Here is a 13,840-nt window from a genome sequence, read left to right on the forward strand (position 1 = left end):
AATGGCTAGTAAAAAGAGTTTTCTTGATTTAGAAAAGGTCAAAGCAGAACTTCAAAAATATAGAGTTGAAGACATTGATTCTGAAATTGAGAAAATTGAAAAACAAGTAAAAGCAACTCTTAATTCTCATAAGGAAAAGAATAAAATTGCCCGTGAGCAATATAAAGAAGCACTTCCTTTTTCAGAAATATACAAAACTACAGAAGGGTTAAACCTTCCGAGTTGGATTTTAGAAAAACTAGATGTCGCTCGTATTTATGGAAACTCAAAGCAAATGATAGTTTTCCCGGAAGGAGAGAAATATCAAATCAACAATCAATTAAATAATCTTTCAGGCGGAGATTGGCTAAATTTTACAACATCTGTTTTTTCGACTTTTTACACAACAAATGGAAAAGATTCTTATGCACATGACATAAGAAAAATACATCCAACGCCAAAGCCACCACAACTGATGAAAGAAATAATTGAATTCTTTACTAAAGAAAATGAAATCGTTTTTGATTACTTCATGGGTGTTGGTGGTTCTTTGCTCGGTGCTGGCTTAGCAAACAGAAAAGCCATTGGAATTGATTTGAATCAAAATTATATTGATGCTTATAAATTGGCAGCAAAAGAAATAGGTGTAAAAGAGTTCCCAACAATCTGCGGAGATTGTATCGAGATTTTAAGTAATGAAAATCAAATGAAAGGTCTCCTTTCAGATGAAAATATCAGTTTAGTTTTAATTGATCCACCTTATGCAAATATGATGAGTAAAGAAAAAACTGGAGCAGACATCAATGTATATGGAAATGTTGCGACTCCTTTTACAAATGATGAAAGAGATTTCGGAAATCTATCAATAGAAAACTTTTACAATTTATTGAAGATGTCAGTAGAACTAACTCTACCTTACCTCAAAAAACACGGTTATATTGTAGTTTTTGTAAAGGATCTGCAGCCTGTAAAAAAAGAAACCAATTTACTTCATGCAAAAATTATTGAAAAAATAAATGAGTTAAAAGACATAAACTATAAAGGACTTAAAATTTGGGCAGATAGGTCGGCAAAATTATTCCCCTATGGCTACCCATTTTCATTTGTTGCTAATCAGATACATCAGTATATAATGGTGTTCAGGAAGGAAAAATGATAAGAAAAATAAATTTAAAGTGTGCAAGTTATAAAGAAGTTGCTTCATTAGAAACTGATAAGAAAATTAATCTTATATATGGATTAAACGGAAGTGGTAAGAGCACTTTTTCTGAATATCTAAGAAGATTAGATGATAATGATGAAAGATTTTCAAGGTGCTCCATTGAAACAGACAATGCTGAAAATAAATCAAAGCTTTCTCAGAACGAAAAGATACTTGTCTATAATCAAAAATGGGTAAACGAATCATTTTATGAAAATCCAACATTAAAAGGAATATTCTCATTATCAAAAGAAAACACAAATGCAAAAAAGAAAATTGATTCTGCAAATCAAGAAAAAGAGAAACTTGAAAAGTTAAAAAACACAAAAGAAGCCGACAAGGAAAAATCCAAGAAATCTTTCGATAATAAAAAATCAAAAGTTATTGATTCAGTGTGGAAAGTAAAAACTGATTACACTGGCGGAGAACGAAAAACTGACAAATTTTTCAAAGGCTTAAAAAGTGATAAAACTGAATTCTTTAATCATATTCTCAAAATATCAAAACCAGCTTCTGCCCCTTTAAAAAGTATTGATGATATAAAAAAGGAACTTGATATAATTACTAACAAAAACGTAACAAAGATACTCCCTTTGAATCTTGTTAAATTCAATGGATTATCAGATGATGACATTTCTTTTTTGAAAAAGGAAATAGTAGGTAGTAGAAATTCAACTTTTTCATCTTTGCTTGAACATCTTCAAAATAGTGATTGGGTAAATGCAGGTTTTAAATATGTTGAAAATCAAAATGAATCGGCACTTTGTCCGTTTTGCCAGCAAAAGATTGATAAATCTCATCTTCTATCTGAATTGAAATCTTGTTTTGATAAATCTTATGAGCAAGACAAACATAAACTGCAAAGCATACGTGACAATTATAAAAATCAAATTGAAAACATCTCTACCGAATCGATTTTTAAACAAAATGATTTATTGAAGGAGTATTCTCTAAATTATGAAACTACTCTTGAAAGTCTAAAAAACAAATTAAATAAGAACTTAGACGTTATAAAAGAAAAGATTTCCACTCCAAGCAAACCTGTTGTTTTAAATTCTGTAGAGTCTGAATTATTATCTTTGAATACAGTTATACAATCAGCAAATACTAAGATAGATGATTTTAATACCAAAATTGATCAAAAGGATAAAACCCTAAAAATCTTGGAAAATCTGTTTTGGCAAAACATTAGACTACAATATGATGTATCCATCTCGAATTATGAAATTGAGAAAACAGAATTTGAAAAAGAACAGAAAACTTTTGACAGCGAAATTGAAGAAATCAAGGAAAAAATTGAAGAACAGAATAATATTATAGCCGAGCAATCAAAGTTGGTTTCTAATATTGATGAGGCTGTTTCAAACATAAATAATCGCCTTGTAGATTTGGGTATCGATAGTTTTCAAATAGTGAAACACGACAATGACAAGGCAGAGTACAAACTTGTTCGCTTGGAAGAATCTGTTGATGATGTTTTTGAATCTTTAAGTGAAGGCGAAAAAATGATTATCAGTTTTCTTTATTTTATCGAAGAATGCAAAGGAAAAGAAGATTCTAAAACAATGGACAAGAAAAAAATTGTTGTAATAGACGACCCTATTTCTAGTTTATCACACATTTATGTTTTTAATGTTGCTGAATTAGTTAAAGCCGAGTTTACCAAAGATAATTTTGACAAATGGGAACAAGTCTTTATTTTAACGCATAGTTTATACTTTTTTTATGAATTGGTTGGCCAAAAAAAGTTTTCTCGTAAAGAACTTTCTGAAGCTCAACTGGCAAAGTTTCCTAATCTTTATCGACTCATAAAATCTCCATCTGGAACTAAAATTGTCACAATGCAAGCAAACGAAATTCAAAATGATTATCAAATGTATTGGTCTGTTGTGAATAATAAAGATAATCAGCCAGCATTAATAGCAAATTGTATGAGAAATATAATCGATTATTTCTTTGGATTTATAGAAAAGAATGCTTTGGTGGAAGTATTTCAAAGGAAAGAATTTAAAGATACAAAATATCAGGCTTTCTATAGATACATAAACAGAGAATCTCATTCAGATAACATAAATATTTATGATATGAAGGAATTTGATTATTCTAATTTTCAAGAGGCTTTTCATGAAGTATTTAGCTTAGCTGGTTATGAAGAACACTATAATACAATGAAAAAAATTGGAATTGAAGGTTAAAATATTAAAGGAATAATATTCTTTGTAAAAAATCGCCTAACATTGTTTTCAAAGCCGACACAGCGGTCAAGCCGCTGTGCGGTTTGATATGTTGTGCCATTTGTCAACATAAAAAACTCCTTTTGAGAAAAAATATAAAAAAAAACGGAAGGAAAGCGATAGATCGGCACATGGCCATTCTGATATACGTGGATTCGCCTGAAAATCAGGTTTACCGACAGGTCAATGGTCCGCCTGGAATTCTTTCTCTCTAACTGCGAGCATAGGAAGTTAAAAAGTTTCCCGCTCATAAACCGCTCGAAGATAATTCCTTAAATGCTCACAAATTCCTTCCGTTATGATACAAGTTAATTTTTCGCCAGAATATCTTTAGCGAAAGTTTCATCCCGCAGGTGATTTGATTTCATTGCGCAATAAACTCCTCGACCGTTTTTTGAATGTCGGAAAGCTCCCCCTCATCAATTTTGTTCAAGGCAGTTTTCCTGTTGTCAACAAAATTCATCATTCCCCAGACAAAACATGCAAGCTCCCTTGCCCCCGCCGTCGTTACTAGATTGTAGGGGAGCCCTTTTTGGGAAAGATAAAGCATTCTTTTTCTGAGCCTGAGCGTGCACTTGTCCGCGTAAGAAACGATGGCGGCGGACGCATTTTTCTGCCGCTCTTTTACCCTGACTGATTTTGCCGTGACAACAGAATGCATTCTAAGGCTTCCCGCACACTCAACAAGAAGACTTCTGACTCTTGAATTCCCAGCTTTCGTAATCGCCGTGTGCCGTACTCTATTTCCGCTTGAATCCTCGCCGGGACAAAGTCCTATAAAGCTTACGAAGGACTTCGCCTTTGAAAAACGGGAAAAATCCCCGATTTCCGCGACAATCGAAATAGCGGAGACATAACTGATTCCAGAGATGCACACCAGAGCATCAATTTTTTCCCTCACTTCATCATCCTTGCAGAGTTCCAGAATCTTCGCCTCAATTCTCTGAACTTTGTCCATGAGCGTTATTACTTCGGCGTGATATTCCTCAAATGATTCCTGAAGCCACTTGTCAGCGAAGTTCATCGTCCTGAGCCAAGCCATGTGAGCCTGCGTCCAGTAATGGCCGCTCTGAGGATAAGGCAAGCCCATTCGCAGCAGGAAAGAAAGGAGGTTCTGCTTTGCTTTTTTGAGCATGGTGATTTTTGCCGTCCTGACCCGTGTATATTCCTTTATCGCCTCAAGTTTTTCAGAAGGAAGGCAGACAGGGCTGTAGGTTTTGAAGGCGAGAGTCTTTGCAAGAAGGCGGGCGTCCATCCTGTCTGTCTTGACTTTCTGACCAGGTGCCTTTGCTATTGTCGATGGGGCGATAATGACGCAGGCGAAGTCTTCTTTTTGAAGTTTTCTGCAAAGTCCGTATCCTGTGGGACCTGCCTCGTATCCAATAAGAAAAACTGCATCTTGCCCGACTGATTTTTGAAGGTTCTTCAGGTAGTGAAGCGTGCTTTCAAATTTGGAAGAGCTTTTGTGCTCCGCGAATAATTTGTCTTCACGGCTGTCATAAGCACAGAAAGAATTTGTGTCCTTGTGCACGTCAATTCCGACATAGATTACTTTTGTGTTCTCTGTTACATTGTTCATTGTAGTGCTCCTTTTTGCATGAGGCAGGTCATGCTTGTTGTTTTCTATTCCAAGTTTACGACCGAACCCTCGATTCTGCAAACCTGGTGGCACTACATATTGTCTAAAACGATAGTTATGCCCACGCCCCACTGGGGCGGTAGGATTTTTAGTATTTAAAATTTTTGGACATACAAATTTTCTCCAAAAAATAAAAATTGGAAGTAATGTATGTCCGAAAAATTTTCAACAGAAAAAGATGGCCAAATAGATTTCTACAATCAGTTTCTGCCAAGAATAAATCCTAATTTAACAGTTGAAGATATTATTGCAAATAATAATGACGGAGTATTAAATGGCAATTTAATTGAGTTTAAGCTTTCCGTGAAAGATTTAAATGAAGTTCTTTTTCAGTGTATAAAATATCTTTCGGCATTAAGAATAAAAGGAACTCCTGTTCCTGCAAGTATTGTAATCGTAGATTTAAATTCAACAAAATCATATTTGTACAAATCAGAGAATTATCTTGAATTCATAGAAAAAATATATAACGGTGGTGCTTCAAAAAATAATTCAGGCTTTATCGGTGGTGAACCAGAACAAATATTTAACTATTCAAAATCCGTAGAAACTGAAAATTTAATTTCATTGTTAAAGGAAAATACTTTTACAAAAATCCACATTGATGAAAACTGTATTGTAGGTTGGGCAGAACATTATTACAGAATAAAAGAAATAGCTAGAAAAGAAGATTTTCTTGGTGATGATAAAGGAAAACATAAAACAATAGGTGAAATCAGAAATCCGACAGTTTTTAAAGATTATATTTATGCTTATGAAGGTGAAACAAACGTTAAGTTCAATTACCTTATGGATAAACTTAACGATACAATCCTAAAGAAAAATCTCGGTGCTTTTTACACACATCCTCTTTACGCTCAAAAAGCTGCTGAACTTGTAAGGAAAGCAATTGAACGAGTTCCAGAAGGTAATGATTACATCATTCTTGACCGCTGTGCCGGAACTGGTAATTTGGAAAGTGCCTTGACAGATGAAGAATTATCTCATTGTATTGTATCTACGGTAGAATACTATGAGTATAAAGTTTTACAAGAACTTATCGGCTCAAAAGTCAGGGCTATAATTCCGCCTACAGAAACAAAGGAAACTTTTAACGCAGGTTTAGTAAACGGAGCAGATGCACTTTCAAAAGAATATGTTGAAAATGAAGTTATAAAACAATATATAGATAACCCCAAATATACTATCATTCTTTTTGAAAATCCACCGTATGCCGAAACAACTTCCATCGAACATCAGAAGTCTGGCAAAGGAAAAGAATCATCTGCCTGGAAGCAGTCATATGTTGTTACGGAAATGAAAAAGGAAGTCAAAGGCACAGTTTCAAATGATTTGGGCAATGCATTTATATGGTCTGCTTTTAAATTTTATCTTCGTCAGCCAACAGATAGTTACATTGTTTTCTCTCCAGTAAAATATTGGAAGGCTCAGCATCTAATAAATAAAAAATTCCTTGACGGTTACGCATTCAATCGCCGACATTTTCATACAAATATAGATGCTTGTGTTATGTGTGCATTATGGAGCAATGAAAATTCAAATATTAATGAGATAAAAATCAACGGTATTGACATTGATGAAAAAACAAATAAATTCAGAGATGAAATAGTTTTACCAGTTAAACAGATTTTTAATTCTTACAGCGACTTTTATTTTGATAAACAGAAATATGACGCAGATAAACAAAGTTCAATTCTTTGCAATCTTGATGGTACTGAATACACAGGTAATACACGAAGAGTAAATCCAGTTGTAAATGAAAATATCATTGGATATTTGGCTGTTTATAGTTCAGGTTTTGATAATCCAGATTTACATTCAAGTTTACTTACTTGTGGAAGATATGATGGTAATGGATTTTATCTTCGTAAAACTAATTATTTGGAAAAACTTCCAATGTTTGCTGCAAGTCGTTATATAACTTACAACCGGGAATGGACGGAACGGGCAAGAATTATGAAATCTGCCGATAAAGCGGAAACATTTTTTGCTGACGCAAAAAATGGAAAATTAAACAATTTCTTTTTGAAATGTCTTTTGTTCACTTGTATTGAAATGCAGAATCACTGCCGAACTTTTACAGGTTCAGACGGTCGTTTTTACAGAAATGAACTTTGTTTGGATACAACAAACGGCGAAACTGTTGCTTCAAAGGATATAAAAAATCTAAAGGCAAACGAAACGGAAAAGACAATTCTAGAATTATATTCGACCTTGTTAAATCATGTAAAAGAAACAAAAGAATACAGGAAAGAATTAACTTATGGTATTTATCAAATCTTTGCAGAAATAGATACATCATATACCGATGAAATAACTGGAAAAACGGTGTATAATAACATTCAGGTACATTCAGATTTACAGGCAATGAAAGAATTGTGTAAGACTTACTACAATACGGAAATAGTTCCCGTACTATTTAAATATGAATTTTTGAAGTAAATCTATTGTACGCGGCAGTCGGTGCTGCCGCTAAAAGATATATTTTTGTAGTAACAAGGCATAACAAGAGGTTCGTAGCCGACACGCGGTCAAGCCGCGTGCGGTACAACCCATTGTTATACGGACGGCTTATTGAGCCGCTTTTTAGAGGAATAAAATGGAAATTCAGAAACTAAAACCAATAGATTTAAAGACTTCAACTTGTGTAAATGAAAAATGGATACAAGAACAAATCGCGAATGATCCTTCAATGTTGGGTCTTGGCGATATTGTATTAAAAGATAAAGAAAGAATACAGCCTAATGCTGGTAGATTAGATTTACTGTTTCAAGATTCTGAAGCAAATAAACGCTATGAAATAGAATTGCAATTAGGAAAAACAGATGAAAGTCATATTATCAGAACGATTGAGTATTGGGACATAGAACGGAAAAGATATCCGCAATATGAACACTGTGCTGTTATAATTGCAGAAGATATTACTTCTCGATTCTTAAATGTTATACAATTATTTAATGGGAATATACCTTTAATTGCTTTAAAAATGTCTGCATTTGAAGTAAATGGTGGAATTTCACTAATTTTTACAAAAATACTTGATGAAATAAAACTTGGTCTTGATGGGGATGACGAAGAAATTGAAGAAATTACAGATAGAAATTATTGGGAACAAAAAGGAACAAAAGACACTATAAAACAGGTTGACGAAATTTTTGAGATAATAAAAGAAATAGATAATACCTTTGAGTTAAAATACAATAAATTTTATATTGGTTTAAGTAAAAATGGAATTGCAAGCAATTTTGCAATTATGCGTGCGAAAAAATCATTTGTGCGACTTGAGATAAAATCTGAGCCAGATGATGAAATCAAGAATATTTTGGAAACAAATGAACTTGATGAAATGGAGTATTCTTCAAGAAATAACCGCTATAGAATTAATTTCAGTAAAAATGAGATAAAAGAGAAAAGAGACGCTATAAAGCAATTATTGGAATTGTCTTATAAAAAATGGAATTAGGAACAATTTTTCAGCAAGTCAAGCTTGCTGAAAAATTGAAACATTGAATTTTAGGGCGAAGCAAGGAAGCGGTTGTACGCGGCTTTGCGCCGCTTGAAAATATAAGAAGTAAAAACTTTTTATATAGAAAGATTTTTTGAAATGCAATAAATATGAACTTTATGGATTTGTAAAATCTGTAAATGTATCGTATAACATGGTTTTCAAAACCGATAAAAACTTTGTCACAAAAGTTGCTCATCGTGGCTTTACGCCACCGCAACTTTTGCGCCAATTTTGCCTTCGGCAAAACCGTTTTTACGGTTTAAAACGCTAGTTATGACGACAGGCACACTGGCCTGCTTTTGGGAGAAGTGAAAATGAAAAGGTTAATTTCTTTGGTGTTTATAATTTTCGCATATTGCACAATAGTTTCTTCACAAGAAGCAAAACTGCCTGATATTATAGAAACACCAGTAGGTAACTTTATAAAAGACGGACGTCTTTATAGCTGCGAACTTGAAAAAGACGGCCATTGGATTTTTCTTAGAGCATTCGCTGAGGAAAACATATCTCAACAACAACTTGACCAAAAACTTCTTATCCTTCAAGAAAAATTTTTACATTTGTCAGAATTTGAAAAAAAAGTTTTTTCTTACGCAGCCAAAAATGCAGCTGACGGTAAATATAAAAAATTAATTGAAAAATCGACAAAGCATATTGTATCTATAATGATTGATGATTCTGACAAATTGCAATTCTGTCTTATGACGGAAGAAAGTATTATTCACGGTTGTGATTTTATTGTCGTGTATTGTGAGCTGGATGGTTCTTTTGAAACAGTAGCACTTGTCGGATAGGAATATATTTTAGAGAGTTAAATTTTTCTTCTAAAAATTAAAAAAGGAATATTTTAGAAAGCAAGTCAAGCTTGCTTTCTAAAATTAAATTGAACTTTAGGGGTTACGCAGAGAAGCGATTTTAGGAAAAGAAGAATAATTTTTTATTCGAGTCAAGCTCGAATAAAAAATTATGAAATTTAACTTTAGGGCTTGGACGAAGAAGCGGTTGTACGCGGCTTTACGCCGCTTAGAATTTTACAAAATGAAGCATTGTTCTAAAATATAATACATAATCTTCTTAAAGGAAAAGATTTAAGAAATCTAATTCTGTATAAGAAATATAATTTGTCATAACAAGAGGTTCGTAGCCGACAGGCAGTCAAGCTGCCTGCGGTACAACCCATTGTTATGTGGACGCCCGCACTGGGGCGCTTAGGAGTAAAAATGTTATTAATTGGTGTTAAAAAAGAAAAAGATTGGCTTCGTTCACAATGGAATTTAACCTATCCAACTGGCTGGAATAATATTTGTAGAGGTATTTCTACTGTTTATGAATATTATGAAACACCTGAAATTTTATACAGTAAATTTCCGGCTCCAGAAGGAGAATTGTTAAACATAAAAGCTAAAGAAGATATCTTGAATATTGAGGAAGGCAGTTTTCTTACGATTCGTGGCATTTCCAAAATAATAAAGATGCCTTTAATGATGACAATTTTTAATCAAACACCAATTGTGAATGTTTCAGTTCCTGCTTTAGATAAAGAATTCAAAAAAACTGATTATGAAAAATTTAATAAATCATTATGTACTTATATGGATAGTATTGAATTATATATGCACGGATTAGGTAAATAATTTAATTCTTTAGAGAATACTTTTTTTGGAAATGGAATATTTTAGAAAGCAAGTCAAGCTTGCTTTCTAAAATGAAATTGAACTTTAGGGCTAGGACGAAGAAGCGGTTATAAAAAATGAAAGAAAAAAGCATAGTTATAAATTACTGTAATCTTCTTTTGGGCATAATACTTTTGTTTCTCATTTTGACAAATGTGGAATTAAATTCGACTATTGCAAATTTTATCTTTCCATTATTTGTTTTACTTTTTGGATTTCTTTCGTATAAGAAAATCACGACTAAGCAAAAAGGAAAGCTGTTATTTTATCTTCCGTCATTTATCGGTGTATTTGGTTTTTATATAGTAATTATCTTATTTTTTCTCATCAATTTTTTTGGCAGTCTCTTTTGGATCAATGAAGAAATAAACAAAGAAAGAATACAACGATGCTATTCCCCGAATAAAATAGAATACTGCGATGCTTATCATTATCCTGTAGGTGCATATTCAGGCGGCTCAGGACGCGTTCGTGTTTTTCTGGTGAATAAGTTTTTCCCAATTGTACGGAAAGAAGTCTTTTATAAACCTAAGGCTCATGTATGGATTGAAGGTAAAGAAGATATTCCGTATGAATATTTTGTTTGGGAAGATAACGATAGTATAAAAATTTATAAAAGTAATATTGTAAATGTTCGTGGTATAATTTTTTATCCTGTAGCCATGATAAAAGCTGTAAGGAGTAAGTAAAATCACATAACAAAGGTTCGTAGCCGACAGCGGGTCAAGCCCGCTGCGGTACAACCAGTTGTTAGGCGGACGGGCCACTGGCCCGCTTATTGTTAATAAGAAAGTCCTCCAACATTTTTCTCTAAAGTCATTCGTTGAATGACAAAAAAGTAAAAATCGTAGGAGGATTTTTATGGACGCAAACAAAATTGGCATGTTTTTTGTAGCAAATGGAAAGAAACTACCTTCAGAAAAGGCTGTTCTTATTCGTGAAAAAATGGCACAGGCAGATGACTCACGATATGCCACAATCAGCTCTGTTGAACTGAAAGACCCGACAACTATGCTTCTTGTAAGTATTTTCCTTGGAGAACTTGGAGTTGACCGTTTTATGCTGGGGGAAACAGGTATGGGAATTTTGAAACTTCTTACAGCCGGCTTATGCGGTATTCTATGGCTCATCGATTTGATTGGCATTACAAAGAAAGTAAAGGACTACAACTACAATGAATTGATGAAGATTCTGTAATCCGAGATAAGGAAACTTTTGTTTCAAGCACGAAAGTTTCCTTTAATTTTTTTCAAATTAATATATGACCTGCATTATTAGAGAGATTTTTAATTGTCCATGCCCTACTTGTGGAGTAACAAGAGCTTTGATTTCCTTGTTAAAAGGAGATTTACAGGGGTATTTTCACTACAATTTGATGGCAGTTCCATTATGCATAGCGACAGTTTTGATGATTATTGGCACAAAAGTAAAAATAAAAAAGCTCCAGATTATAAGTGTTGTAATTTTATTAATAAACATACCGTATTATTTTTATAGACTGAGGCTTGGGGTAATTCCATAAAAACACACTTTCAAGTCGAAAAAAAAATAAATTCTATGATATAATAAAGGGAAAATTTGGTTGCAAGGAGGAACATATGCCTTTGACTGAAGTACAGGAAAAATTGAAAAAAATTCCAGACGAATATCTGGGTGAAGTATATAATTACCTTGAATTGCTGGAATATAAAATTCTATACAAAAAACAAAACGAACCTTCCAAAAGAAAGTTTCCAAATCGTCACCCTGGAATTTTAAAAGATCCGAATTTCTATATGTCTCCAGATTTTGATGAGCCTTTAGAAGATTTTAAGGAGTATATGTGAAATATCTTTTAGACACACATGCACTGCTGTGGTATTTATATGACGATAATAATCTTTCCTCAACAGCAAAAGAACTGATCACAAATGAGTATTGCTATTACAGTAAAGTTTCACTATGGGAAATTGCCATAAAGCAGACTAGGAAACTTCTTGAATATAAACAGTCAATTTCTGAAATTATCGAAGCCTGCAGGGAGGAAGAATTCGAGGAGCTTGCTGTATCAGGAACCTCATTGGAATTGATAAAAACGTTGCCTGATGTTCATCGAGATCCATTTGACAGACTGTTGATTGCCATGGCAAAAGAAAATAGTTTTACAATTATTACAAAAGACTCAAAAATTCCATTGTATGATGTAAAGACAATTTGGTAGATAATCGCCTAACATGGTTTTCAAAACCGATAAAAACTTTGTCACAAAAGTTGCTATTCGTGGCTTTGCGCTACCGCAACTTTTGCGCCAATTTTGCCTACGGCAAAACCGTTTTTACGGTTTAAAACGCTAGTTATACGGACGCCCGCACTGGGGCGCTTTTGGAGAAAGAATGAAAAGGAAACTTATTTTTTGCATCTTTATAATTTTTCTTACATCAATTAAGTGTTTTGCCCAAAATACAGATTTTAAATATTATTCAGATTATGATAAAGGTTTTTCCGGCTGTTCAGCTGCTGTTTACTATGGAAATTTAAGTGAATTGGAAGCTATAGGACAAGAACAGGAATTCCTTGATTATCTTGACGAAGAAATTGGTGATAAATTAAATTCAATTTCTAAATTGACAAAAAATAATGACTGGCTTTTTAGACAAGCTTTAAGAGAATGGGATTATAAAAAAGGTGAAGTTTACGCGGTATTTTGTGCAAATTCAAAATTTTCAAGAGAAGGAATTTTTCTGATCGTTGTTATTGCGGAAAAAGAAAACATTTTATGGAAAGCCTATTCAATAGATGAAAATACGAATTTTGACGATTTATTTCCTAACACAGAAGAAGAATGATAGTAATTATTTTTATAGTCTTAATATTGGTAATAGTCTTTAAAATCAACTCTTCTAAAATAAAAGGTTCTGTTGGAGAGTTTAAAGTAAATACAAGATTAAATTTTCTTGGAAATGAATATATTTCCTTGAATGATATTCTGATAAAAAGTTCTAATGGAAATACTTCACAAATAGATGAATTGGTATTATCCGAGTATGGAATTTTTATAATTGAAACCAAGAATTATAAAGGCTGGATTTTTGGAAATGAAAAATCAGAAAACTGGACACAGGTAATTTTCAAAGAAAAGCATACATTCAGAAATCCAATAAAGCAAAATTGGAGTCATGTATATGCATTAAAAAATGTATTATCGGAATTTCCAAATATACATTATTTTCCAATTGTAGTCTTTACAGGAGATGCGACCTTAAAAGGTATAGAATCAACTGTCCCTGTTATTTATAGTAATAGATTAAATTCAACGATTAAAAATCTGAGTTCAGAAAAATGTTTATCACAAACAGAAGTTGAAAAAATAAAATCGATTTTGGAATCAGTAGAAATTACTGAAAAAATGGCAAGAAAAGAACATGTAAAAAATATAAAACAAAATATTGTTGAGAAACAACTGAAAATGGAGAATTTAATTTGTCCAAGATGTAATGGTGAATTAAAATTACGAAATGGAAGGAATGGTAAATTCTACGGATGTTCAAACTATCCTAGATGCAGATTTACTATGCCTTATTAGCCTAAATTTCGAGTTTCACTGAGAATTTACAAAAAAAAGCGTAA

The 13,840-nt window shown here is 32.9% G+C and carries 14 protein-coding genes; 13 read left to right on the plus strand and 1 reads right to left on the minus strand.

Features of this window, described 5'->3' with window-relative positions; genetic code table 11:
• Position 1: 1 nt before the first annotated feature.
• A complete protein-coding gene (locus tag TRESU_RS03405) occupies positions 2-1,135 on the plus strand; it encodes a DNA methyltransferase (protein WP_013700919.1) in 1,134 nt (377 codons plus the stop codon).
• A complete protein-coding gene (locus TRESU_RS03410; RefSeq protein WP_013700920.1) occupies positions 1,132-3,375 on the plus strand; it encodes an AAA family ATPase in 2,244 nt (747 codons plus the stop codon). Before TRESU_RS03405 ends, TRESU_RS03410 begins: the two co-directional genes overlap by 4 nt.
• Before the next feature lie 403 nt (positions 3,376-3,778).
• Here TRESU_RS03410 and TRESU_RS03415 read toward each other — a convergent pair whose 3' ends face one another.
• The gene (locus TRESU_RS03415; protein ID WP_245535692.1) at positions 3,779-5,086 is read right to left on the minus strand and encodes an IS110 family RNA-guided transposase; all 1,308 of its coding nucleotides are present in this window, start codon (positions 5,084-5,086) and stop codon (positions 3,779-3,781) included.
• A gap of 117 nt (positions 5,087-5,203) precedes the next feature.
• On the opposite strand from TRESU_RS03415, the gene TRESU_RS03420 reads away from it, so the two are divergent.
• The 11 genes from TRESU_RS03420 to TRESU_RS03470 all read left to right on the plus strand — a co-directional run bounded on the left by TRESU_RS03420 (position 5,204) and on the right by TRESU_RS03470 (position 13,796).
• Entirely contained in the window at positions 5,204-7,495 is a 2,292-nt protein-coding gene (locus TRESU_RS03420; protein WP_013700922.1) for a hypothetical protein, read from the plus strand.
• Between the two features lie 157 nt (positions 7,496-7,652).
• Positions 7,653-8,516, plus strand: coding sequence for a hypothetical protein (locus TRESU_RS03425; protein ID WP_013700923.1), 864 nt, complete (start codon positions 7,653-7,655; stop codon positions 8,514-8,516).
• 359 nt (positions 8,517-8,875) lie between these two features.
• The gene (locus TRESU_RS03435; protein WP_013700924.1) at positions 8,876-9,355 is read left to right on the plus strand and encodes a hypothetical protein; all 480 of its coding nucleotides are present in this window, start codon (positions 8,876-8,878) and stop codon (positions 9,353-9,355) included.
• A gap of 426 nt (positions 9,356-9,781) precedes the next feature.
• Positions 9,782-10,195, plus strand: a complete 414-nt coding sequence (locus TRESU_RS03440) for a hypothetical protein (protein WP_013700925.1) — start codon at positions 9,782-9,784, stop codon at positions 10,193-10,195.
• Between the two features lie 116 nt (positions 10,196-10,311).
• Entirely contained in the window at positions 10,312-10,923 is a 612-nt protein-coding gene (locus tag TRESU_RS03445; protein WP_013700926.1) for a hypothetical protein, read from the plus strand.
• Positions 10,924-11,095: 172 nt separating this feature from the next.
• On the plus strand, positions 11,096-11,431 hold the full coding sequence (locus tag TRESU_RS03450) for a TM2 domain-containing protein (protein WP_013700927.1): 336 nt from the start codon (positions 11,096-11,098) through the stop codon (positions 11,429-11,431).
• Between the two features lie 64 nt (positions 11,432-11,495).
• Positions 11,496-11,756: a DUF2752 domain-containing protein gene (locus TRESU_RS14610; protein WP_013700911.1), complete on the plus strand. Its 261-nt coding sequence runs from the start codon at positions 11,496-11,498 to the stop codon at positions 11,754-11,756.
• A 76-nt stretch (positions 11,757-11,832) separates the two neighbouring features.
• Complete coding sequence (locus tag TRESU_RS03455; protein ID WP_013700912.1) at positions 11,833-12,060, plus strand: DUF2281 domain-containing protein; 228 nt, start codon at positions 11,833-11,835, stop codon at positions 12,058-12,060.
• Complete coding sequence (locus TRESU_RS03460) at positions 12,057-12,434, plus strand: type II toxin-antitoxin system VapC family toxin (RefSeq protein ID WP_013700913.1); 378 nt, start codon at positions 12,057-12,059, stop codon at positions 12,432-12,434. Before TRESU_RS03455 ends, TRESU_RS03460 begins: the two co-directional genes overlap by 4 nt.
• 172 nt (positions 12,435-12,606) lie before the next feature.
• Entirely contained in the window at positions 12,607-13,059 is a 453-nt protein-coding gene (locus TRESU_RS03465) for a hypothetical protein (RefSeq protein ID WP_013700928.1), read from the plus strand.
• Positions 13,056-13,796 (plus strand): NERD domain-containing protein, encoded by a 741-nt coding sequence (locus TRESU_RS03470; RefSeq protein ID WP_013700929.1) that lies wholly within the window; start codon positions 13,056-13,058, stop codon positions 13,794-13,796. The genes TRESU_RS03465 and TRESU_RS03470 overlap by 4 nt, the downstream gene beginning before the upstream one ends.
• The last annotated feature ends 44 nt before the right edge of the window (positions 13,797-13,840 follow it).

Origin of the sequence: Treponema succinifaciens DSM 2489 (assembly GCF_000195275.1) — a bacterium.
Taxonomy (GTDB): domain Bacteria; phylum Spirochaetota; class Spirochaetia; order Treponematales; family Treponemataceae; genus Treponema_D; species Treponema_D succinifaciens.